We start from the raw sequence: 23,986 nt of genomic DNA on the forward strand, positions 1-23,986 counted from the left end.
AAAACGCGACCCTACAGGTTGGCGCAAATCGTGGCAATTGCGCTTCTGTTGCAACGTGCACCGGTTATGGCAGGAGCTTTTTCAGATCCTCCAGCGCAACCGGTCGACTGTGCAGATAGCCCTGATACAAATGGCAGCCCAGCCCTTGCAGGAACGCCAGTTGCTCCGGGGTCTCCACCCCCTCGGCAATCACCTCCAGTTCCAGACTGCGCGCCATGGCGACGATCGCGCGGATGATCTCGGCATCGTTCGGGTCGGTCGTCGCATCGCGGATAAACGACTGATCGATTTTCAGCGTGTCCACCGGCAGACGCTTGAGGTAAGTCAGCGACGAATAACCGGTGCCGAAATCATCCATGGCAAAGCTCACGCCGAGCTTTTTCAGGCGGCGCATTTTGCTGATGGTGTCTTCCAGATTCTGGATGACGATGCCTTCGGTAATTTCCAGTTTCAGCAGTGAGCAGGGCAGGCCATGGCTGCTCATGCTGTGTTCGATGCGCTCGACGAAATCGTTCTGGCGGAACTGTCGCGGGCTGATGTTCACGCACAGGCTGAAATTCAGTGGGTCGACCAGTTTCAGCGTGATCAGTTGTTTGAACGCATTGCAGGCCTCATCAAGAATCCACGTACCGACTTCGAGAATCAGGCCGCTGTCCTCCAGCACTTTGATGAATTCGGTGGGGGATTGCGCGCCCAGTTCCGGGTGATTCCAGCGTACCAGGGCTTCGGCGCCGATGATGCGGTTATCGCGGGCGTCGACCTGCGGCTGAAAGTGCATGGTGAATTCACCACGCGACAGCGCCAGACGCAGGTCGGTCTCCATGCGCAGCCGTTCGCTGGCGGCTTTCTGCATGGTGTTGTGGTACATCTGCGTGGTATTGCGCCCGGAATCCTTGGCCCGGTACAGGGCAATGTCGGCGCGTTTGAGCAGGTCGGTCGGCGTCGAGCCGTGATCGGGGATCAGCGCCACGCCGATACTCGGGGTCACTTGCAGGCGCTGGCCGTCGAGGAACATCGGTTCCGAGAGCAATTCACGCAAGGTGTCGGCGAGATTGCGCACTTGCGCGCTGACTTCATTGCGCGAGCCTTCGAGGCCGCTGAGCAGCACGACAAACTCATCGCCACCGAGGCGCGCGACCGTGTCTTCCATGCGCACACTCGCTTCGAGCCGCGCGGTGATGATCTTCAGCACGGTGTCGCCGACCGGGTGGCCGAGGGAATCATTGATGTGCTTGAAGTGATCGAGATCGAGAAACAGCAACGCACCGCGCAGGTTGTGGCGCTTGAGCAGGGCGATCTGCTGGCTCAGGCGATCCATCAGCAAGGCACGATTGGGCAGGTTGGTCAGCGGGTCGTGATAGGCCAGATGGCGAATCTGCGCTTCGGCGTTTTTCAGCAGGCTGACGTCCCGCGCGGTCAGCAACAGGCACGCGGTTTCATTGAGGGTGATCGGTTCGACCGAGACTTCCACGGTCAACAACTCGCCGCGCTTGTTGCGCCCGAGCATTTCCTGATGGTGCACGCGGCCCTTGATCTGCAGTTCAGCGAGTAACGCCGAGCGCTGTTTTTCCTCGGCCCAGATGCCCACCTGATACACGGTTTTGCCCACGACCTCTTCGGCGCGATAGCCAGTGAGGCGGCAGAACCCGTCGTTGACCTCCAGATAACGCCCGGTGTCGCGCTCGGTGATGGTGATCGCGTCGGGGCTGGAGTGAAACGCCTTGGCGAATTTCTCTTCACTGGCTTTCAACGCCGCTTCCGAGCGCTGCTGCTGGGTGATATCGCGCAACGTGGTGACGATGCAGGGTTGATCGCCGACGCTGATCTGCCGGCTGGAAATCACGCAAGTCAGCGACTGGCCGTCCTTGTGCTGGACGATGATCGCGACATTGCTCAGGCCTTGTTCGCGAATCACCCGTTCAATGCGTTGCAGGCTTTTCGCCGACGCGTCCCACAGGCCGATCTCTTCGGCGGTGTGGCCGATGACGTCGGCGGCGCTCCAGCCGAAGGTTTGGGTAAAGCTGTTATTGATTTCGATGAACTCGCCACTGTCCTGGCGGGTGACGCAAATCGGGTCCGGGCTGACCTGGAACAGCGTGGCGAATTTCTCCTCCGAAGCCACCAGCCGTTGCTCGCGCTCGACCTGGTCGGTGATGTCGAGCAAGGTGCCGGCCATGCGCAGCGGGGCGCCGTTGTCGTCACGGTAGAGGCGGGCACGGCTTTCCAGATAACGCGAACTGCCGTCCGGCAATTGCACGCGATAGGTCAGTTGATAGTTGCCCGCCGGGCCTTCGCGCAGGCTGCGGTAGGCATCGCGCATGCTGTCGCGTTCCTCACCGGGCACGCCCTCGAAAAACTCTTCGAACGATTCATGGAACGGTTTCGGTTCCAGACCGTGCAACTGCGCGGCGCGCGCCGAGCCATAGAGCATGCCGCTGGGGATGTGCCAGTCCCAGGTGCCGAGCTGCGCCGAGTCCAGCGCCAGATCGAGGCGCTCCTGGCTGTCCTTCAAGGCGTGTTCGGCAGCCTTGCGTTCAGTGGTGTCGAGGAACGTGCTGAGCAGATACGGCTGGCCTTCGAGTTCGACTTTCTGTGCGCTGAGAATGCCGTCGTGAATCTGTCCGTTGCTGGCGCGAAACTGCACTTCCATGCTGATCAATTCGCCCTTGGCCTTGGTCTTCTTCACCAGTTCGCCGCGTTGTTCTGGATGCACCCATAAACCCAGCTCCAGGGTGGTGCGGCCGATGGCACTCTGCACCGGCCAGCCGAACAGGCTTTCAAAGTACTGGTTGGCCTCGCTGATCAGGCCGTCTTCCTGACGGGTCAGCAGGACCATGTTCGGGCACAGGTGAAAAAGTGTCGCGAAACGTTTCTCCGAGCTGCTCAGGGCCTGCTCGCGCTGGCGCTGGTGGGTGATTTCACGAATCACCCCGATCATTCGGGGGCGGCCGTTCTTGTCCGGCAGCAGGCTGCCGCTGATCTCCAGCCAGTGCAGGCTGCCGTCGGGCCAGCGGATGCGATGGTGCATCGCTTGTTCCAGCGGCGCGCCGGCAATCACCGCGTGAAAGGCGCGGACGGTTTTCGCGCGGTCTTCCGGGGGGAGTAAGTCGAGGTATTCAAGGTCCGCCGGCAGCGGCTGGCGTGGATCGAAACCGAACAAGGCCTGGGTGCCACGTGACCAACTGATCTGCCCGCGCTCGATGTCCCAGTACCAGGCGCCGAGCCGCGCGCCGTTAAGCGCGGCCAGCAATTGCGGCGCGCTCTCCCAGCTCTGCTCGGAATGTCGCGGGTCAATCGCCTGAATACGCGGCATCGGCGGAATTCGGTCAACAGATTTCGGCATCGTGGACAAGCCTTGAGCTGATGGTGGCGTTAGGCACAGGGGCGGCGGCTCTATAGGAGTAGCACAAGTTGGCCTCAAGTCCCTGGCAGATCGATTTGTGCATCCAGTAAGGCCATAAAGGCCCGTGCCGCATTCGAGAGCGTCCGTTCAGTGTGCAGGATATAGCCTAGCTGGCGACTGAGCTGTATGCCCGGCAATGCGATGCTCGCCACCTGCTCATCGAGCATGGTGCGCGGCAAAACGCTCCAGGCCAGGCCGATCGAGACCATCATCTTGATGGTTTCCAGGTAGTTGGTGCTCATGGCGATGTTCGGCGTCAGTCCCTGGGCTTCGAACAAGCGTTGGACAATGTGATGAGTGAAGGTGTTGCCGCCGGGGAAAACCGCCGGATGACCGGCAATGTCCGCCAGATTGACGGGGCCATGGCTGATCAGCGAATGCTCCGGGGCAACCACGAAATCCAGCGGGTCGTCCCAGACCGGCGTGGCTTTGACCAGTGCGTGAGGCTCCGGCGCCAGGGTGATGACCGCCAGTTCGGCGCGGCCGTGGAGAATTTCTTCGTAGGCCACTTCCGAATCGAGGAACTGAATATCCAGCGCCACCTGTGGGTAGCGGCGGGTGAATTCCCTTAACAGCGGCGGCAAACGGTGCAAGCCGATGTGGTGACTGGTGGCCAGGGTCAAACGCCCGCTGACTTCGCCGGTCAGATTGGTCAGGGCGCGACGGGTGTCGTCCAGCACATTGAGAATCTGATAAGCCCGTGGCAACAGGGCGCGGCCGGCCTCGGTCAGGCCGACTTCACGGCCCAGCCGATCGAACAGGCGCACCTTTAATTGCTGCTCCAGCCCGGCGATGCGTTTGCTGATCGCCGGCTGCGTCAGGTGCAAGCGTTCGCCGGCGCCGGAGAAGCTGCCGGTCTCGGCAATCGCGATAAAAGCGTTGAGGTTGGCCAGATCCATGTTCGTATTCCAGTTGGTTATCCAAAGCATAAAAAATATGAATTTGAGTTATTTAATCTAACCCCATAGGATCGGCCTCACAAGCCAAAGGGTTATTGATAAGCCCAGGGCATAGAAACAAGCTGATGAGGAACCGTCTGATGGCCGGCAAAACGCTCTACGACAAGCTCTGGGATTCGCATTTGGTCAAACAGCGCGACGATGGTTCGGCGCTGATCTATATCGATCGTCACATCATCCACGAAGTGACTTCGCCGCAAGCCTTTGAAGGCCTGCGTCTGGCCGGACGCAAGCCTTGGCGCATCGATGCCAACATCGCGACCCCGGACCACAACGTACCGACCACCCCAGAGCGCAAGGGCGGCATCGCAGCTATTGCCGATCAGGTCTCGCGTTTGCAGGTTCAGACCCTCGATGACAACTGTGATGAATACGGCATCGTCGAGTTCAAGATGAACGACGTCCGCCAAGGCATCGTCCACGTCATCAGCCCGGAGCAGGGCGCGACCTTGCCAGGCATGACCGTGGTCTGCGGCGACTCGCACACCTCGACCCACGGCGCCTTCGGTGCACTGGCTCACGGTATCGGCACTTCCGAGGTCGAGCATGTGCTCGCCACTCAGTGCCTGGTCGCGAAGAAAATGAAGAACATGCTGGTGCGCGTCGAAGGGCAATTGCCGTTCGGCGTGACTGCCAAGGACATCGTCCTCGCGGTGATCGGCAAGATCGGCACGGCCGGCGGTAACGGCCATGCCATCGAGTTCGCCGGCAGCGCCATCCGCGACTTGTCCGTCGAAGGCCGCATGACCATCTGCAACATGTCCATCGAGGCCGGCGCCCGCGTGGGTCTGGTGGCAGCGGATCAGAAGACTGTCGATTACGTGAAGGGCCGTCCATTTGCTCCAAAAGGTGAGCAGTGGGACATGGCTGTCGAAGCCTGGAAAGATTTGGTCTCCGACGCTGATGCCAAGTTCGACACCGTGGTTGAACTCGACGCTGCGCAGATCAAGCCGCAAGTCAGCTGGGGCACTTCCCCGGAAATGGTTTTGGCCGTTGACCAAAACGTGCCGGATCCAGCGAAAGAGATGGATCTGGTCAAGCGCGACTCGATCGTCCGCGCCTTGAAATACATGGGTTTGACTGCCAATCAGGCGATCACCGACATTCAACTGGATCGCGTGTTCATCGGTTCCTGCACCAACTCGCGGATCGAAGATTTGCGCGCTGCAGCCGTGATCGCCAAGGGCCGCAAGGTTGCCTCGACCATCAAGCAAGCGATCGTGGTGCCGGGCTCGGGTCTGGTCAAAGCACAGGCGGAGGCCGAAGGTCTCGACAAGATCTTCCTCGAAGCCGGTTTTGAATGGCGTGAGCCGGGCTGCTCGATGTGCCTGGCGATGAACCCGGATCGTTTGGAGTCTGGCGAGCATTGCGCCTCGACCTCCAACCGTAACTTCGAAGGCCGTCAGGGCGCCGGTGGCCGTACCCACCTCGTCAGCCCGGCCATGGCTGCTGCGGCAGCGGTGAACGGTCGTTTCATCGACGTTCGTGAATTGATCTAAAGGAGCGCAGCATGAAAGCTTTTACCCAGCACACTGGTCTTGTCGCGCCTCTGGATCGTGCCAACGTCGACACCGATCAGATCATTCCGAAGCAGTTCTTGAAGTCGATCAAACGCACCGGTTTTGGTCCGAACCTGTTCGATGAGTGGCGTTACCTGGATGTCGGCCAGCCGTATCAGGACAACTCCAAGCGTCCGCTGAACAAGGACTTCGTCCTCAACGCCGAGCGTTATCAAGGCGCCAGCGTCTTGCTGGCCCGTGAGAACTTCGGTTGCGGCTCCAGCCGTGAACACGCGCCATGGGCGCTGGAAGAATACGGTTTTCGCAGCATCATTGCGCCGAGCTACGCCGACATCTTCTTCAACAACAGCTTCAAGAACGGCTTGCTGCCGATCATCCTGAGCGACGCTGAAGTCGATGAGTTGTTCAAGCAGGTCGAGGCCGAGCCGGGCTATCAATTGCAGGTCGATCTGCAGGCGCAGACCGTGACCCGTCCGGATGGCAAGGTGTACAGCTTTGAGATCGATGCGTTTCGCAAGCACTGCCTGTTGAACGGTCTGGACGATATCGGTTTGACCTTGCAGGACGGCGATGCAATTGCGACGTTTGAGGCCAAACATCGTGTGAGCCAGCCGTGGTTGTTCCGCGACGCATAATTTGCGTATGGCGAATGGCGCCATCGCGAGCAGACTCACTCCTACAGGGGAACGCATTCCAAATGTAGGAGTGAGCCTGCTCGCGATGAGGCCAGCAAAGGCAACACAAGACTCCAACCCAAAGGGAAGTCCCCATGACCAGCACCGCCCAACACACTCAGGTCGTACAAAAGCAATTCGGTGAGCAGGCCGCCGCCTACCTGAGCAGCTCCGTTCACGCTCAAGGCACCGAATTCGCTCTGCTACAAGCTGAGCTGGGCGGGCAGGGCGACGCCCGGGTGCTGGATTTGGGTTGCGGCGCCGGTCACGTCAGTTTCCACGTCGCACCGTTGGTCAGGGAAGTGGTCGCCTATGACCTGTCGCAGCAGATGCTCGACGTGGTCGCCGCCGCTGCCGTTGATCGCGGGATGAGCAACATTGTTACGGTTAACGGCGCCGCCGAGCGCTTGCCGTTTGCCGATGGCGAGTTCGACTTCGTGTTCAGCCGTTATTCGGCGCACCATTGGAGCGATCTGGGTGTGGCCCTGCGCGAAGTGCGCCGGGTGCTGAAACCGGGTGGTGTGGCGGCGTTCGTTGATGTGTTGTCACCGGGCAGTCCGTTGTTCGACACTTACCTGCAAAGCGTCGAAGTGCTGCGCGACACCAGCCATGTGCGCGATTATTCCGCCGCCGAATGGTTGCGGCAGGTCAGCGAGGCCGGTTTGCATGTGCGCAGTACCACGCGTCAGCGCCTGCGTCTGGAGTACACCAGTTGGGTTGAACGCATGCGCACGCCTGAAGTGCTGCGCGCAGCGATCCGCCAGTTGCAGCAGTCGATGGGCAACGAAGTGCGCGACTATTTTGAGATTGATGCCGACGGCTCGTTCAGTACCGATGTGATCGTACTGATGGCCGAGCGATAAGAATTTTTCCGGGCGTGCCGGCAAAGGCGCACCGATTGAAGACACGAGGAAAGCATGAGCAAGCAGATTCTGATTCTCCCAGGTGATGGTATTGGTCCGGAAATCATGGCCGAAGCGGTCAAGGTGCTGGAGCTGGCCAACGACAAGTACAGCCTGGGCTTCGAGCTGAGCCATGACGTGATCGGTGGCGCCGCCATCGACAAGCACGGCGTGCCGCTGGCCGATGAAACCCTCGACCGCGCTCGCGCTGCCGATGCTGTACTGTTGGGCGCAGTCGGCGGCCCGAAATGGGACACCATCGAGCGTGATATCCGCCCTGAGCGTGGTCTGCTGAAAATCCGTGCGCAACTGGGCCTGTTCGGCAATCTGCGTCCGGCGATCCTGTACCCGCAACTGGCCGACGCTTCGAGCCTGAAGCCGGAAATCGTTGCTGGCCTGGACATCCTGATCGTCCGTGAGCTGACCGGCGGCATCTACTTCGGCGCGCCACGCGGCACCCGTACTCTGGAAAACGGCGAGCGTCAGTCCTACGACACGCTGCCGTACAGCGAAAGCGAAATCCGCCGCATCGCCCGCGTCGGTTTCGACATGGCCATGGTCCGTGGCAAGAAGCTCTGCTCGGTGGACAAGGCCAACGTGCTGGCATCCAGCCAACTGTGGCGTGAAGTGGTCGAGCAAGTGGCCAAAGACTATCCAGAAGTCGAACTGAGCCACATGTACGTCGACAACGCCGCTATGCAACTGGTGCGCGCGCCGAAGCAGTTCGACGTGATCGTCACCGACAATATGTTCGGCGACATCCTGTCCGACGAAGCGTCGATGCTCACCGGTTCCATCGGCATGTTGCCGTCGGCCTCGCTGGATTCCAACAACAAGGGCATGTACGAGCCTTGCCACGGTTCCGCTCCGGACATCGCCGGCAAAGGCATCGCCAACCCGTTGGCGACCATTTTGTCGGTGTCGATGATGCTGCGTTACAGCTTCAATCTGCATGACGCGGCTGATGCCATCGAAAAAGCCGTGAGCGTTGTGCTCGATCAAGGGCTGCGCACCGGCGACATCTATTCGGCCGGTTGTAGCAAAGTCGGTACGCAGGAAATGGGCGACGCAGTAGTCGCCGCGCTGCGGAATCTGTAATCTCTCGGGCCCGCTGCGAAATTCAATACAAAGCAGCGGCCCACTTTTCAAGAAGGTGTAGTTGCGATGAAACGTGTAGGTCTGATCGGTTGGCGCGGGATGGTCGGTTCCGTGCTCATGCAGCGGATGCTGGAAGAGCAGGATTTCGATCTAATCGAGCCGGTGTTTTTCACCACGTCCAACGTCGGTGGCCAAGGCCCGTCCGTGGGCAAGGACATTGCTCCGCTCAAGGATGCTTACAGCATTGACGAGCTGAAGACCCTCGACGTGATTCTGACCTGCCAGGGTGGCGACTACACCAGCGAAGTGTTCCCGAAGCTGCGCGAAGCCGGCTGGCAGGGTTACTGGATCGACGCGGCCTCGAGCCTGCGCATGAACGATGACGCGGTCATCATTCTGGATCCGGTCAACCGCAAGGTCATCGACCAGCAGCTCGACGCGGGCACCAAGAACTACATCGGCGGCAACTGCACCGTCAGCCTGATGCTGATGGGCCTGGGCGGTCTGTTCGAAGCCGGTCTGGTCGAGTGGATGAGCGCCATGACCTATCAGGCGGCCTCCGGTGCCGGCGCGCAGAACATGCGTGAACTGATCAAGCAAATGGGCGCGACCCACGCCGCTGTCGCCGATCAACTGGCCGACCCGGCCAGCGCGATCCTCGACATCGACCGTCGTGTAGCCGAAGCCATGCGCAGCGACGCGTACCCGACCGAAAACTTCGGCGTACCGCTGGCCGGCAGCCTGATCCCGTGGATCGACAAGGAACTGCCGAACGGTCAGAGCCGTGAAGAGTGGAAGGCCCAGGCCGAGACCAACAAGATCCTCGGCCGCTTCAAGAGCCCGATCCCGGTCGACGGCATCTGCGTGCGCATCGGCGCCATGCGTTGCCACAGCCAGGCGCTGACCATCAAGCTGAACAAAGACGTGCCGATCGCCGACATCGAAGGGCTGATCAGCCAGCACAACCCTTGGGTCAAACTGGTGCCGAACCAGCGCGAGATCAGCATGCAGGAGCTGAGCCCGACCAAGGTTACCGGCACCCTGAATGTGCCGGTGGGCCGTCTGCGCAAGCTGAACATGGGTTCGCAATTCGTCGGTGCGTTCACCGTCGGCGACCAACTGCTGTGGGGCGCGGCCGAACCGCTGCGTCGCATGCTGCGGATTTTGCTGGAGCGTTGATCGCTTGAAGCAATGAGAGAACCCGTGCCTTGTGAGAGGTGCGGGTTTTTTTATGCCTGAAGATGTGGTGCCTTGCCGGGCCTCTTCGCGAGCAGGCTCGCTCCCACCTTTGAAATGCATTCCCCCTGTAGGAGTGAGCCTGCTCGCGATAGGCCGGTACAGGCGCCGCAAATCCCGGACAGAAATTGCCTGTGCGCCAGTCACCCGGTAAAGTGCCGCTCCCCCCGTTTCGCCAGAGGCTCGCACCATGACCCAGACCCTAGATATTGCCGTAATCGGCGCCACCGGTACTGTCGGCGAAACCCTCGTACAGATTCTCGAAGAGCGCGATTTCCCGGTCGGCAACCTGCACCTGCTGGCGAGCAGCGAATCCGCCGGCAGCTCGGTGCTGTTCCGCAACAAGAACGTGCGTGTACGCGAAGTCGACGAGTTCGATTTCAGCAAGGTCAAACTGGTGTTCTTCGCCGCCGGCCCGGCGATCACCCTGAGCTACGCCGCCCGTGCCCACGCTGCCGGCTGTTCGCTGATTGATTTGTCCGGCGCCTTGCCGGCCGATCAGGCGCCACAAGTGGTTCCGGAAGCCAACGCCGCTGTCCTCGCAGGTTTGAAAGTACCATTCCAAGTCAGCAGCCCAAGCCCGTCGGCCACATCGCTGGCCGTAGTGCTGGCGCCACTGCTTGATCTGATCGACCTGCAATATGTCAACGTTACCGCCAATCTGGCCGTTTCCGCCCAAGGTCGTGAAGCCGTCACCGAGCTCGCACGGCAGACCGCCGAGCTGCTGAACATGCGCCCGTTGGAACCGACGTTCTTTGATCGGCAGATGGCTTTTAACCTGCTGGCTCAGGTCGGCACGCCCGACGCGCAGGGCCACACGCTGTTGGAAAAACGCCTTGTGCGTGAGTTGCGTCAGGTGCTGGCGCTGCCTTTATTAAAGATTTCCGCAACTTGCGTTCAAGCCCCGGTGTTTTTTGGCGATAGCTTTAGCGTGACCTTGCAGTCAGCGAAGGCCGTCGACCTGATAAAGGTCAACGCCGCACTCGAAGAAGCGCCGGGTATCGAGCTGGTCGAGGCCGGCGATTATCCGACTGCGGTCGGTGACGCGGTGGGGCAGGATGTGGTCTATGTCGGTCGCGTGCGCAGCGGTGTCGACGACCCGGCGGAACTTAATCTGTGGCTGACGTCAGATAACGTACGCAAAGGCGCGGCCCTTAACGCTGTGCAGGTGGCTGAATTGTTGATAAAAGACCTGCTGTAAAAGATACTTGGCAACAATTTGTCGACTGATTCTAGGTGAGCGCTATGCTTGCCCGGAACACTTGATAACGTGTCACCCTCCGGGACTTTCCGGGGCATCAAAGAAATGATCGCGCGCGACATCTGTCGTCGTCGCGCGCAATGCCTTACGGCAGCGGTATTCAACATCTTCTCGCTGGCCGAGGAACGTTCAAACAAAGGATGAGGCTATGGTTCAAGTTCGCAAACTGGTGTTAGCAATAGCGGCCGCCTCGGCGCTGTCCTCCGGTATGGCGCATGCCCTCGGGCTCGGGGAGCTGACCCTGAAGTCGACCCTGAACCAGCCGCTGGTGGCAGAGATCGAGCTGCTCGACGTCAAGGATCTCACCGCTGCCGAAGTGGTGCCGAGCCTGGCTTCACCTGAAGACTTTGCCAAGGCCGGCGTCGATCGCCAGGCCTTCCTCAATGATCTGACCTTCACCCCGGTGCTCAACGCCAGTGGCAAAAGCGTGCTGCGTGTAACCTCGAGCAAGCCGCTGTCGGAACCGATGGTCAAATTCCTCGTGCAGGTGATGTGGCCGAACGGCCGTCTGCTGCGCGATTACAGCGTGCTGCTGGACCCATCGAAATTCTCGCCGCAGACCGCTGACGCCGCCGCGCAACCGGCGCCGTCGCAGACCATCGCTGCGCCGACCACGGGCGCTACGCACCCGACGCAATACACCACCACGCCGCGCGATACCCTGTGGGAAATCGCCGCGAAGGCGCGGACCGGCGGCTCGGTGCAGCAGACCATGCTGGCCATTCAAGCGCTGAACCCGGATGCGTTCATCGGCGGCAACATCAATCGCCTGAAAACCGGTCAGGTGCTGCGTCTGCCGGATTCGGTGCAAAGCACTGCGCTGCCGCAATCGAAAGCGATTGCCGAAGTGGCGGCACAGAACGAAGCCTGGCGTCAGGGTCGTCGTTATGTGGCCAAGCCGGGCACCGGTCAACAGCAGCTCGATGCGACCAACCGTGGTCGCGGCAATACCGGTGCAGCACAGAACGCCCAGGACAATCTGAGCCTGGTCTCCGCCGAAAGCACCAAGGCCCGCGGCAAAGGCCCGGCAGGTGACGCCAAGGCGCTGAGCAACAAGCTTGCGGTCACTCAGGAAAGCCTCGACACGACCCGTCGTGACAATGAGGAACTGAAAAGCCGCATGTCCGATCTGCAAAGTCAGTTGGACAAGCTGCAAAAACTCATCGAGCTGAAAAACAATCAGCTGGCAAAACTGCAGGCCGAAGGGGCGGGCGCTGCGCCGACCGCCAATCCTGCCGCACCGGCGGTGCCTGCGATCACAGCCGAGCTGGCCGCCACACCGCCCGCCACCCCGGCAGACGCGGCGCCGACGCCAGAGTCTGCCATTGCGCCACCGGCTGAAACGCCAGTTGTCGAGCCAGTGGTCGCGCCGAAGCCGGTGGTCGATGACGAGAAAACCTTCAACGAACTGCTGACCAATCCGATCCTGCTGGGTCTGGTGGGCGGCGGTGCTGTGGTTCTGCTGCTCCTGTTGTTGCTGCTGGCGCGTCGCCGCAAAGCACAGCAAGAAGCCGAGAAACATATGCGCATGGCCCGTGCGCTGTCGGAAGAGCAAGAGTTCTCCGCTGAGCAGGATCTGCCTGAAAGCAGCTTCGAAGGCCTGGAAACTCCGGCGGCAAGCGTCAAGCTGAACACCCCGGCACCCGCGCCAGCGCCTGCTCCGGCAGCGGTAGTGGCGCCGATCGTGATGGCCGAGCCGATTGCTGCGCCGCTGGTTGCTCCCGCCGCCGAACGTTCCGATGACGTGCTCGACAAGGCGCAGTCGCACATCAACGCTGGTCGCCTGAATCAGGCTGCCGCGTTGCTGGAAGAGGGCGTCAGCCTTGAGCCGCAACGCAGTGATCTGCGTCTGAAACTGATGGAGGTCTACGGTCAGCAGGGCGACCGCGATGCGTTCGTCGGTCAGGAGCGCCAGTTGGTGGCCAATGGCGACAACTTCGCCAAGGTCGAAGAGCTGAAGAGTCGCTTCCCGGCCATGGTCGTTGTCGCTGCCAGTGGTCTGGCCGCTGCCGCCGTCGCTGCCGAGCTGGACGCGCAATACGTCAAGGATCTGCTGCTCGATGAGCCTGAAGCACCGGCGCCGGCGCCAGTGGAAGATGATCTCGACAGCGCGTTTGATCTGAGCCTGGACGATCTCGACAACATCACGCCGGTAGAGCCTGCGCCTGTGGTTGAGGCTGAAGCGCCGGTTGAGCTGGACGAATTTCCCGCGGACGACGACCTGAGCTTCGAATCCGTGCTGAAGCAACAGACCGAAGTCAAAGAAAATCTGGATGACCTGTCGGACTTCGACCTCGATCTGGACCTTGGTGCCGAGCCGGCTCCAGTGACTGGCCTGGCGGACGATGACTTCCTGCTGGATCTGGACGAAGGCGTGAAGGATCTGCCGCCGGTCGAGGCGCCAGTGGTGGCTGATGTGCCACAAGATGATCTGGAGCTGCCGGCCGATTTCGATCTGTCGCTCGCCGACGAAATGGACAGCAATCCAGCGGCCGAACCGGATACGTTTGCTGCCGAGCTGGATGACGTTAACGCCGAGCTGGATCGCCTGTCGCAAAGCATCGCCGAGCCAACCTTCACCGAGGCCGACGCGGCAATGGGTGATGATCTGGGCGAGGATGATTTCGACTTCCTCGCCGGTACTGATGAAGTGGCGACCAAGCTCGATCTGGCCCAGGCCTTCATCGATATGGGCGACAGCGACGGTGCGCGCGACATCCTCAACGAAGTGTTGACCGAGGGTGACGAGAAGCAGCGTGGTGAAGCCAAGGAAATGCTGTCGAGCCTTTCGTAAATCCAGTAGTAAACGAAAACGGCAGCCCGGTGAGGCTGCCGTTTTTGTTTGGGCCGGATCCAGTGGTGTCTGAAGGGTTGCTATCGCGAGCAGGCTCACTTCTACATTTTGGAATGCGTTCCCCCTGTAGGAGTGAGCCTGCTCGCGATAGAGCCAGAACTGCCAATAGAGAACTCTGGCATCCCTGAACCACAGCCTTATAATGCCCGCCTTTGCACAAACAGCAGGCTGTCCCACCTTGGCAAACATAGATAACCCGGTCGCCGAAATGGCCCCCGACGGCTTTTACCGCGTCGCGCTGGGCGTTGAGTACAAAGGCTCGCGCTACAGCGGCTGGCAGCGTCAGTTGACGGGTGTGGCGACGGTGCAGGAAGAGCTCGAAAAAGCGCTGTCGAAAGTCGCCAATTCACCGGTTTCGCTGCAGTGCGCCGGGCGCACCGACGCCGGCGTGCATGCCTGCGGGCAAGTGGTGCATTTCGATACACAAGTCGATCGTTCGCTGAAAGCCTGGGTGATGGGTGCCAACATCAATCTGCCCCATGACATCAGTGTCAGCTGGGCGCGGGTGATGCCGGCGCACTTCCACGCGCGATTCAAAGCCATCGCCCGGCGCTATCGCTATGTGATCTATAACGATCAGATCCGCCCGGCGCATCTCAACGAAGAAATCACCTGGAACCACCGTCCGCTGGACGTCGAGCGCATGGCCGAGGCTGCGCAGTACCTGATCGGCACCCATGATTTCAGTGCGTTCCGCGCCGGCCAGTGTCAGGCCAAGTCGCCGATCAAGAAAATGCATCACCTGCGCGTGACCCGTCACGGCAAGATGATCGTGCTGGATATCCGCGCCAACGCATTCCTGCATCACATGGTGCGCAATATCGCCGGCGTGCTGATGACCATCGGCGCGGGCGAGCGACCCGTGGAGTGGATGAAGGAAGTGCTGGAAAGTCGCGAGCGCCGTTCCGGTGGCGTTACGGCGCATCCGTACGGCTTGTATCTGGTGCAGGTCGAGTACCACGACGAATTCCCGTTGCCCGAACGTTTTATCGGGCCACATTTCCTTACGGGCTTCTCCGAACTTGACGGCTGACGCCCTCGAACGCTTTTGTTACCATCCGGGACTTTCCCGATTTTTACCTCGGAGCTTTTCTCGATATGTCAGCCGTTCGCAGCAAGATCTGCGGGATTACCCGCATGGAAGATGCGCTGGCCGCTGTTGAGGCCGGGGCAGATGCGATCGGGTTCGTGTTCTATGCCAAGAGTCCGCGTGCGGTCACAGTGCAGCAGGCGCGGGCGATCATTAAAGCTTTGCCGCCATTTGTCACCACTGTGGGTCTGTTCGTTAACGCCAGCCGCTGCGAGTTGGGAGAAATCCTCGATGCCGTGCCGCTCGATCTGCTGCAGTTCCATGGCGACGAGACGGCCGACGAGTGCGAGGGCTGGCATCGTCCGTATATCAAGGCGCTGCGGGTCAAGGCTGGCGATGACATTGCGGCCGCCGTCGATGCTTACCCGAGCGCCAGCGGTGTGCTGCTCGACACTTACGTCGAAGGCGTGCCTGGCGGAACCGGCGAGGCGTTCGACTGGTCTTTGATTCCGCAGGGTTTGAGTAAACCGTTGATCCTGGCCGGTGGTTTGACTCCCGAAAACGTCGCAGGCGCTGTGGCTCGGGTAAAACCCTACGCGGTAGATGTCAGCGGTGGGGTAGAGGCGAGCAAAGGCATCAAGGATCACGCAAAGGTTCGCGCGTTCATCAACGCGGTACGCAAAGCGCCATATTGATGTGACGGCTGGCAGTCTGCCGCCGTCCATCAATGCACTTGCACAAAGCAGGCGCGGCTGAGGGTTTCTGGAACGCACGCAGGTCATGTTTCGCGCTGACCGTGGCTGTCCACCAATCATCGCCACACACATGAATTTAGCTGAAGGGCATACGCGGGGCTGCGAACCAGAGCGTTCGAGCCGCCGGTACTGGAGAAAGAAAGCATGAGCAACTGGTTAGTAGACAAACTGATCCCTTCGATCATGCGTTCCGAGGTCAAGAAGAGCTCGGTCCCTGAAGGTCTGTGGCACAAATGCCCGTCTTGCGAGGCGGTGCTGTATCGTCCGGAGCTGGAAAAGACCCTGGACGTTTGCCCTAAATGCAACCACCACATGCGCATCGGCGCACGTGCGCGCATCGACATTTTCCTCGATGCCGAAGGTCGCAACGAACTGGGCGCCGATCTGGAGCCGGTTGACCGTCTGAAGTTCCGCGACGGCAAGAAGTACAAGGATCGCCTGACCGCTGCTCAGAAGCAGACCGGCGAAAAAGACGCGCTGATCTCCGTCAGCGGCACCTTGCTGGGCATGCCAGTGGTGGTTTCCGCGTTCGAATTCAACTTCATGGGCGGTTCCATGGGCGCCATCGTCGGTGAGCGTTTCGTCCGCGCCGCCAACTACGCGCTGGAAAACCGCTGCCCGATGATCTGCTTCGCCGCCTCCGGTGGTGCGCGTATGCAGGAAGCGCTGATCTCGCTGATGCAGATGGCCAAGACCTCGGCGGTGCTGGCGCGGCTGCGTGAAGAAGGCATTCCGTTCATCTCCGTGCTGACCGACCCGGTCTACGGCGGTGTTTCCGCCAGTCTGGCAATGCTCGGCGACGTGATCGTCGGTGAACCTAAAGCCCTGATCGGCTTCGCTGGCCCGCGCGTTATCGAGCAAACCGTGCGTGAAAAACTGCCGGAAGGCTTCCAGCGCAGCGAATTCCTGCTGGAGCACGGTGCGATCGACATGATCATCCATCGTCAGGAACTGCGCCCGCGTCTGGGTAACCTGCTGGCACAAATGACTGGCAAGCCGACGCCGAAATTCGTCGCCGCGCCAATCGAGCCGATTGTGGTTCCACCGGTCCCTGCTGGCCTATGACCGAGCGCACCCTTGGCGAATGGCTCGCCTACCTTGAGCAGCTGCATCCTTCGGCCATCGACATGGGCCTGGAGCGTTCACAACAGGTAGCGTCCCGCATGGGGCTGGGCCAGCCGGCGCCTCGGGTGATTACGGTCACCGGCACCAACGGCAAAGGTTCGACCTGCGCATTCGTGGCTTCATTGCTGCGGGCGCAGGGCCTTAGCGTCGGTGTCTACAATTCTCCGCACCTGCTGCGTTACAACGAGCGGGTGCAGCTCAATGGCGTCGAAGCCACTGACGCGCAGCTGTGCGAAGCCTTTGCTGCAGTCGAGGCCGGGCGCGGCGACACTTCCCTGACTTACTTCGAAATGGGCACCCTTGCGGCGTTCTGGCTGTTTCAGCAGGCCGGTCTTGATGCGGTGGTGCTAGAAGTCGGTCTGGGTGGGCGTCTGGACACGGTCAATGTGGTTGATGCCGATATTGCGCTGGTCACCAGCATTGGTGTCGATCATGCGGATTATCTGGGCGACACCCGCGAATCCGTGGCTTTCGAGAAGGCCGGGATCTTCCGTCAGGGCAAGCCTGCCTTGTGCGGCGACCTGAATCCGCCGCAACCGTTGCTCGACAAGGTGCGTGAACTGGCCTGTCCGTTTTTCCTGCGCGGGCGTGATTTTGACCTCGGCATTACCGATCAGCACTGGCAATGGCGCGGCACCGACGCGCAGGGTCAGGTTGTCGAGTTGCGTGATTTGCCGCTGCTCGATCTGCCGATGGAAAACGCCGCGCTGGCGTTGCAGGCCTATCTGCTGCTCGGCTTGCCGTGGAATGCATCGCAGATTGTCGCCGCCTTGCAGGCCACTCGCGTGGTCGGGCGGCTGGACCGCCGCTCTTTCGAGTGGAATGGCAAGCGCCTGAATCTATTGCTGGATGTTGGCCACAACCCGCATGCCGCCGAGTATCTGGCCCGTCGTCTGGCCGCGCGGCCGCCGGTCGGTAAGCGTCTGGCGGTGTTCGGCCTGTTGGCCGACAAGGATCTGGATGGTGTTGTCGGCGAATTGAATGCTAGTGTCGAGCATTGGGCGGTTGCCCCGCTTGATTCGCCGCGCGCCCGTCCGGTGGCTGAATTAAACGCTGCATTGCAGAACCTTGGCGCCGCGGTCACGTCTTACGACAGTGTCGCGGCTGCGCTGGAAGGGCAGTGCGCCGTGGCTACAAGCGACGACGAGATTCTGTTGTTCGGATCATTTTATTGTGTCGCCGAGGCCCTTGAATGGTTGGCCCGGCGCTCCACGGAGGAAGCGGCAAATGGCTTTGCTGGATAAAGCGTACAAGCAGCGCATGGTTGGCGCTTTGGTGCTGGTTGCGCTGGCGGTGATTTTCCTGCCAATGCTGTTTTCCCGTCAGGATGAGCAGCGTCAGGTAACGGTTGAAGCGCCCGCTGCGCCGCAGGCGCCTGCCGTGCCGCAAGTACAGATGGAAACGGTGGCCGTGCCCGAGCCGCAAGCCTTGCCACAAGAACCGGTGCCGACCGATGAAGAAGTCGCCGAAGACACTGCGCCTGCTGCACCCGTTGCGCCAGCGCCGGCAACGACAGCTCCCATTTTGATCGCCAAGCCTGCCGCGCCGCCAGCGGTGGCCAAGCCCATTCCTGCGCCTGCCCAGCCTATTACCTCCGCATCGACCAAGCCTGACACCACGCAAAGTCGCGTCGATGCCAATGGTCTGTCGGTGAGCTGGTCGGTGCAACTGGCCAGTCTGTCCAGTCGCGCCAGCGCCGAAAGCCTGCAGAAAACCCTGCGCAGCCAAGGCTATAACGCCTACATCCGCTCGGCCGATGGCAAGAACCGGGTGTTCGTCGGGCCGCTGATCGAGCGCGCAGAAGCCGATCGTCTGCGTGATCTGCTGGGTCGTCAGCAGAACCTCAAGGGGTTTGTTGTGCGCTTCCAGCCTGAGCGCGGTTAAAAACTATCGCCTCGATTGAAATGCACTGACAATCGCAGCTTACCGAGAGGCATGCGCTCTGCTAAAATGCGCCGCCTTATCCGTCTGTAGGCTGCACTGTGCCATTTACCTGGGTTGACTGGGCGATCGTTGCAATCATCGCCATCTCCGCTTTGATCAGTTTGAGCCGCGGCTTCGTCAAGGAAGCATTATCGCTGGTGACCTGGATCATCGCAGGAGTCGTCGCCTGGATGTTCGGTGGCTCACTGTCCGAGTACCTCGCCGGATATATCGAAACCCCATCGGCTCGCGTGATCGCGGGCTGTGCCATCATGTTTGTCGCCACACTGATCGTGGGCGCAATGATCAATTATCTTATCGGCGAGTTGGTTCGCGTCACCGGGTTGTCCGGGACCGATCGATTCCTCGGCATGGCCTTCGGCGCTGCGCGTGGCGTGTTGCTGGTGGTCGTGGCGGTCGGGCTGTTGAGCCTGGGGCCGGTACAGCAGGACGGGTGGTGGAAAGAATCACAGCTCGTGCCAAAGTTTCTATTGGTCGCCGACTGGTCCAAAAACCTGATTCTCGGGTGGAGCAGTCAGTGGCTTGCCAGCGGAATCAGCGTACCCGCTGATATTCCGTTCAAGGAGCAACTCTTGCCGTCGGCGAAAACGCCTCAGTGAGTGTTGTTCAGTTCAGATCCATTAAGTAGGGGTTGCGTCGCATGTGTGGCATCGTCGGTATCGTCGGTAAGTCGAACGTCAATCAGGCGCTGTATGACGCGCTAACCGTGCTCCAGCACCGCGGCCAGGACGCTGCCGGTATCGTGACCAGCCATGATGGCCGGTTGTTCCTGCGCAAGGACAATGGCCTGGTGCGTGACGTGTTTCAACAGCGTCACATGCAGCGTCTGGTCGGTCATATGGGTATCGGCCACGTCCGTTACCCGACCGCGGGCAGTTCGACTTCGGCCGAAGCCCAGCCGTTTTACGTCAACTCGCCTTACGGCATCACCCTGGCGCACAACGGTAACCTGACCAACGTTGAGCAGTTGGCCAAAGAGATCTACGAATCCGACCTGCGTCACGTCAACACCAGTTCCGACTCGGAAGTGCTGCTGAACGTGTTCGCCCACGAGCTGGCCCAGCGCGGCAAGCTGCAGCCAACCGAAGAAGACGTGTTTGCCGCTGTGACCGACGTGCACAACCGTTGCGTCGGTGGTTACGCGGTAGTGGCCATGATCACCGGTTACGGCATCGTCGGTTTCCGCGACCCGCATGGCATCCGTCCGATCGTGTTTGGTCAGCGTCACACCGACGAAGGCGTCGAATACATGATCGCCTCGGAAAGCGTTTCGCTCGACGTGCTCGGTTTCACCCTGATTCGCGACCTGGCTCCGGGCGAAGCGGTCTACATCACTGAAGACGGCAAGCTGCACACCCGCCAGTGCGCGACCAACCCGTCCCTGACCCCGTGCATCTTCGAACACGTCTACCTGGCGCGTCCGGATTCGATCATCGATGGCGTGTCGGTCTACAAGGCCCGTCTGCGCATGGGTGAGAAGCTTGCCGAGAAGATCCTGCGCGAGCGTCCAGAGCACGACATCGACGTGGTCATCCCGATTCCGGACACCAGCCGTACTGCTGCGCTGGAGCTGGCCAACCACCTGGGCGTGAAATTCCGCGAAGGTTTCGTCAAGAACCGTTACATCGGCCGTACCTTCATCATGCCGGGCCAGGCGGCGCGCAAGAAGTCGGTACGCCAGAAGCTCAACGCCATCGAGCTGGAATTCCGCGGCAAGAACGTGATGCTGGTCGACGACTCGATCGTACGTGGCACCACTTGCAAGCAAATCATCCAGATGGCCCGCGAAGCCGGCGCGAAAAACGTCTACTTCTGCTCGGCAGCGCCAGCGGTACGCTTCCCGAACGTGTACGGCATCGACATGCCGAGCGCTCATGAACTGATCGCGCACAACCGTTCGACTCAGGACGTGGCGGATCTGATCGGTGCCGATTGGCTGATCTATCAGGACTTGCCTGACTTGATCGAAGCGGTCGGCGGCGGCAAGATCAAGATTGAGCACTTCGATTGCGCGGTGTTCGATGGCAAATACGTCACCGGCGACGTCGACGAGGCGTATCTGGACAAGATCGAACAGGCACGCAACGATGCCTCGAAGGTCAAGACCCAGGCGGTCAGTGCGATCATCGATCTGTACAACAACTGAGTTTCTACCGGCCCTGAGGGGCCGGTTTTGTATCTGACATTTAATTTTCAAGAACAGGGCAAGGAGTGACAGCATGAGTCAGGAATGGGATGCCGGTCGGCTGGACAGCGACCTCGAAGGCGTAGCGTTCGATACCCTGGCCGTACGTGCCGGTCAGCACCGTACGCCGGAAGGCGAGCACGGTGATCCGATGTTCTTCACCTCCAGCTACGTGTTCCGCACCGCTGCCGACGCAGCCGCGCGGTTTGCCGGGGAAGTGCCGGGCAACGTCTACTCGCGTTACACAAACCCGACCGTGCGCGCGTTCGAAGAGCGTATTGCCGCGCTGGAAGGCGCCGAGCAAGCCGTTGCGACCGCAACCGGCATGGCCGCGATCATGGCGGTGGTGATGAGCCTGTGCAGCGCCGGCGATCACGTGCTGGTCTCGCGCAGCGTATTCGGTTCGACCATCAGTCTGTTCGAAAAGTATTTCAAGCGTTTTGGCGTGGAAGTCGATTACGTCCCGTTGGCCGATCTATCGGCCTGGGATGCGGCGATCAAGTCCAACACCAAGCTGCTCTTTGTCGAGTCGCCGTCCAATCCATTGGCCGAGCTGGTCGACATCACCGCACTGGCTGAAATTGCGCATGCCAAAGGCGCAATGCTGGTAGTCGACAACTGCTTCTGCACCCCGGCACTGCAGCAACCGCTGAAAATGGGCGCAGATATCGTCGTGCACTCGGCGACCAAGTTCATCGACGGCCAGGGCCGTTGCATGGGGGGTGTGGTAGCCGGTCGCAGTGAGCAGATGAAAGAAGTCGTCGGCTTCCTGCGTACCGCCGGGCCGACCCTGAGTCCGTTCAATGCGTGGATCTTCCTCAAAGGTCTGGAAACCCTGAACCTGCGGATGAAGGCGCACTGCGCGAACGCTCAGGCGTTGGCCGAGTGGCTGGAGCAGCAGGACGGCATCGAAAAAGTCCATTACGCCGGTTTGAAGAGCCATCCGCAGCACGAACTGGCCCAGCGTCAGCAGAAGGGCTTCGGTGCGGTAGTGAGCTTTGAAGTCAAAGGTGGCAAAGAGGGCGCCTGGCGCTTCATCGATGCGACTCGACTGATTTCGATCACTGCCAACCTCGGCGACAGCAAGACCACGATCACGCACCCGAGCACGACCTCTCATGGCCGTCTGGCGCCGCAAGAGCGTGAAGCGGCGGGCATTCGTGACAGCCTGATTCGCATCGCGGTCGGTCTGGAAGACGTCGCTGACCTGCAAGCCGATCTGGCGCGCGGTCTGGCCGCGTTGTGATCGAGTTGTCGACACCGACAGCAGGTACCCATGGCCGCGTCGCGCTGGTTACGGGTGCCGCGCGTGGGATCGGTTTGGGCATTGCGGCCTGGCTAATCAGTGAAGGCTGGCAAGTGGTGCTGACCGATCTGGATCGTGTGCGCGGTTCGAAAGTGACGAAGGTGCTGGGTGAAAATGCCTGGTTCATTGCCATGGACGTTGCCGAGGAAAGTCAGGTGGCGCTCGGCGTGGCTGAAGTGTTGGGGCAGTTTGGTCGTCTCGATGCTTTGGTGTGCAACGCGGCAGTGGCTGATCCGCACAACATCACCCTGGAAAGCCTCGACCTGGCTTACTGGAATCGCGTGCTGGCGGTGAATCTCAGTGGGCCGATGCTGTTGGCCAAGCACTGTGCGCCGTATCTGCGTGCGCACAACGGTTCGATCGTCAATCTGGCGTCGACCCGTGCCGGGCAATCAGAACCTGATACCGAGGCTTATGCGGCGAGCAAGGGCGGTTTGCTGGCGCTCACGCATGCGTTGGCGATCAGTCTGGGGCCGGAGATTCGCGTCAACGCGGTCAGCCCGGGCTGGATCGATGCGCGCGATCCTTCTGCGCGGCGCGCCGAGCCGTTGGCTGATGCCGATCATGCTCAGCATCCAGCGGGCAGGGTAGGGACGGTAGAGGACGTGGCGGCGATGGTTGCCTGGTTGCTGTCGAGGAATGCCGGGTTTGTCACCGGGCAGGAATTCGTCGTCGATGGTGGTATGACGAAAAAGATGATCTACAGCGAGTAGGTCGTCTTGTTCTCCTGAATTTGTGTTGAATCAACTGACGCCTTCGCGAGCAGGCTCGCTCCCACATTTGGAATGCATACCCCTGTGGGAGCGGGTTTACCCGCGAAAGCAGTTTTGCAGGATTGAAGCAATTTCGTCTTTTTTAGAAAAACTTCAATCCTGCTATTGACTTAGGTTCGCTACCTGCGTAAATTTCGCGGCCTCGGAGATGCAAACGGGTGATTAGCTCAGCTGGGAGAGCGTCTGCCTTACAAGCAGAATGTCGGCGGTTCGATCCCGTCATCACCCACCACTCCCCGAGAGACTTGCGTAAGCAAGAGCGTAGGCTGAAAGTGCCTGCACCGACGCGCAGCGGTAGTTCAGTCGGTTAGAATACCGGCCTGTCACGCCGGGGGTCGCGGGTTCGAGTCCCGTCCGCTGCGCCATATTTTACGAGTCAGGCATTGTCTGGTTCGCGATTGCAAAGCGCCGAAGCTTGCAGTCAAAACGAGTTACTTGAGCGCAAGCTCAAAGCGATACGCAGCGGTAGTTCAGTCGGTTAGAATACCGGCCTGTCACGCCGGGGGTCGCGGGTTCGAGTCCCGTCCGCTGCGCCATATCTGCTCCAAGGACCACTGAACGCCTTGAAGCACCGAGAACAGCCATCGGCTGGTTCGGAATCGATAGCAAAGACCCTGGTCGAAAGACCGGGGTTTTTTGTGCCTGAAATTTGGCTGCTCTTCTTTTTCCTCCCCCTATCCCCGAATCCAAAGCAAATCCCCATGTGGGAGCGAGCCTGCTCGCGAAAGCGGTGTGTCAGCTAATAATGTGCTGGCTGACAGTAAGCCTTCGCGAGCAGGCTCGCTCCCACAGGGGAGATATCTATTGTTTCGGTAATCTGCTGCGGTCTCACGTCGCATTGATTTTTTGATTCTTTAGTCAAATTTTTGTAACTGGTTGTTTGCTGCGAGCGGATAAACCTTTAAAGTTAACCTTTCGGTCAGCTTTGCACTGTCAACACGCCCTTTGTTTCGCCAGAAAG

The 23,986-nt window shown here is 60.3% G+C and carries 18 protein-coding genes and 3 tRNA genes; 19 read left to right on the plus strand and 2 right to left on the minus strand.

Annotation, left to right across the window (positions count from 1 at the left end; genetic code table 11):
- Window positions 1-64 precede the first annotated feature (64 nt).
- Both BK670_RS03660 and BK670_RS03665 read right to left on the minus strand, forming a co-directional pair.
- Window positions 65-3,343 carry a sensor domain-containing protein gene (locus BK670_RS03660; RefSeq protein WP_123448650.1) on the minus strand — a complete coding sequence of 1,093 codons (3,279 nt, stop codon included), beginning with the start codon at window positions 3,341-3,343 and terminating at the stop codon, window positions 65-67.
- 74 nt (window positions 3,344-3,417) lie between these two features.
- The gene (locus BK670_RS03665; RefSeq protein ID WP_123448651.1) at window positions 3,418-4,302 is read right to left on the minus strand and encodes a LysR family transcriptional regulator; all 885 of its coding nucleotides are present in this window, start codon (window positions 4,300-4,302) and stop codon (window positions 3,418-3,420) included.
- A 140-nt stretch (window positions 4,303-4,442) separates the two neighbouring features.
- Here BK670_RS03665 and leuC point away from each other — a divergent pair, with 140 nt between their 5' ends.
- The 19 genes from leuC (at window position 4,443) to BK670_RS03760 (ending at window position 23,561) form a co-directional block, all read left to right on the plus strand.
- The gene (gene leuC, locus BK670_RS03670) at window positions 4,443-5,861 is read left to right on the plus strand and encodes a 3-isopropylmalate dehydratase large subunit (RefSeq protein ID WP_007913443.1); all 1,419 of its coding nucleotides are present in this window, start codon (window positions 4,443-4,445) and stop codon (window positions 5,859-5,861) included.
- Between the two features lie 11 nt (window positions 5,862-5,872).
- On the plus strand, window positions 5,873-6,517 hold the full coding sequence (leuD, locus tag BK670_RS03675) for a 3-isopropylmalate dehydratase small subunit (protein WP_007913445.1): 645 nt from the start codon (window positions 5,873-5,875) through the stop codon (window positions 6,515-6,517).
- A gap of 134 nt (window positions 6,518-6,651) precedes the next feature.
- On the plus strand, window positions 6,652-7,419 hold the full coding sequence (locus BK670_RS03680) for a class I SAM-dependent methyltransferase (protein WP_123448652.1): 768 nt from the start codon (window positions 6,652-6,654) through the stop codon (window positions 7,417-7,419).
- Between the two features lie 54 nt (window positions 7,420-7,473).
- Window positions 7,474-8,556: a 3-isopropylmalate dehydrogenase gene (leuB, locus tag BK670_RS03685; protein WP_038363640.1), complete on the plus strand. Its 1,083-nt coding sequence runs from the start codon at window positions 7,474-7,476 to the stop codon at window positions 8,554-8,556.
- 66 nt (window positions 8,557-8,622) lie between these two features.
- Window positions 8,623-9,735: an aspartate-semialdehyde dehydrogenase gene (asd, locus tag BK670_RS03690; RefSeq protein WP_064363920.1), complete on the plus strand. Its 1,113-nt coding sequence runs from the start codon at window positions 8,623-8,625 to the stop codon at window positions 9,733-9,735.
- Window positions 9,736-9,982: 247 nt separating this feature from the next.
- A complete protein-coding gene (locus tag BK670_RS03695) occupies window positions 9,983-10,993 on the plus strand; it encodes an aspartate-semialdehyde dehydrogenase (RefSeq protein WP_123448653.1) in 1,011 nt (336 codons plus the stop codon).
- Between the two features lie 208 nt (window positions 10,994-11,201).
- Window positions 11,202-13,847, plus strand: a complete 2,646-nt coding sequence (locus BK670_RS03700) for a motility hub landmark protein FimV (RefSeq protein ID WP_123448654.1) — start codon at window positions 11,202-11,204, stop codon at window positions 13,845-13,847.
- Between the two features lie 268 nt (window positions 13,848-14,115).
- Window positions 14,116-14,940 (plus strand): tRNA pseudouridine(38-40) synthase TruA, encoded by an 825-nt coding sequence (gene truA / locus BK670_RS03705; protein ID WP_047600206.1) that lies wholly within the window; start codon window positions 14,116-14,118, stop codon window positions 14,938-14,940.
- Window positions 14,941-15,005: 65 nt separating this feature from the next.
- Entirely contained in the window at window positions 15,006-15,632 is a 627-nt protein-coding gene (locus BK670_RS03710) for a phosphoribosylanthranilate isomerase (RefSeq protein WP_123448655.1), read from the plus strand.
- A gap of 204 nt (window positions 15,633-15,836) precedes the next feature.
- The gene (accD, locus tag BK670_RS03715) at window positions 15,837-16,757 is read left to right on the plus strand and encodes an acetyl-CoA carboxylase, carboxyltransferase subunit beta (protein WP_123448656.1); all 921 of its coding nucleotides are present in this window, start codon (window positions 15,837-15,839) and stop codon (window positions 16,755-16,757) included.
- Window positions 16,754-18,061, plus strand: a complete 1,308-nt coding sequence (gene folC, locus BK670_RS03720; protein ID WP_123448657.1) for a bifunctional tetrahydrofolate synthase/dihydrofolate synthase — start codon at window positions 16,754-16,756, stop codon at window positions 18,059-18,061. Before accD ends, folC begins: the two co-directional genes overlap by 4 nt.
- The gene (locus tag BK670_RS03725) at window positions 18,045-18,701 is read left to right on the plus strand and encodes an SPOR domain-containing protein (RefSeq protein WP_123448658.1); all 657 of its coding nucleotides are present in this window, start codon (window positions 18,045-18,047) and stop codon (window positions 18,699-18,701) included. The genes folC and BK670_RS03725 overlap by 17 nt, the downstream gene beginning before the upstream one ends.
- Before the next feature lie 98 nt (window positions 18,702-18,799).
- Complete coding sequence (locus BK670_RS03730; protein WP_007913461.1) at window positions 18,800-19,360, plus strand: CvpA family protein; 561 nt, start codon at window positions 18,800-18,802, stop codon at window positions 19,358-19,360.
- Window positions 19,361-19,401: 41 nt separating this feature from the next.
- Complete coding sequence (purF, locus tag BK670_RS03735; RefSeq protein ID WP_123448659.1) at window positions 19,402-20,907, plus strand: amidophosphoribosyltransferase; 1,506 nt, start codon at window positions 19,402-19,404, stop codon at window positions 20,905-20,907.
- 73 nt (window positions 20,908-20,980) lie between these two features.
- Entirely contained in the window at window positions 20,981-22,192 is a 1,212-nt protein-coding gene (locus BK670_RS03740) for an O-succinylhomoserine sulfhydrylase (RefSeq protein ID WP_123448660.1), read from the plus strand.
- Complete coding sequence (locus BK670_RS03745; protein ID WP_123448661.1) at window positions 22,189-22,965, plus strand: SDR family oxidoreductase; 777 nt, start codon at window positions 22,189-22,191, stop codon at window positions 22,963-22,965. The genes BK670_RS03740 and BK670_RS03745 overlap by 4 nt, the downstream gene beginning before the upstream one ends.
- Window positions 22,966-23,181: 216 nt before the next feature.
- Window positions 23,182-23,257, plus strand: a tRNA-Val gene (locus BK670_RS03750).
- A gap of 56 nt (window positions 23,258-23,313) precedes the next feature.
- A tRNA-Asp gene (locus tag BK670_RS03755) sits at window positions 23,314-23,390 on the plus strand.
- A gap of 94 nt (window positions 23,391-23,484) precedes the next feature.
- Window positions 23,485-23,561, plus strand: a tRNA-Asp gene (locus BK670_RS03760).
- The last annotated feature ends 425 nt before the right edge of the window (window positions 23,562-23,986 follow it).

The sequence above is a fragment of the Pseudomonas fluorescens genome (genome assembly GCF_003732425.1).
Taxonomy (GTDB): Bacteria; Pseudomonadota; Gammaproteobacteria; order Pseudomonadales; family Pseudomonadaceae; genus Aquipseudomonas; species Aquipseudomonas fluorescens_BE.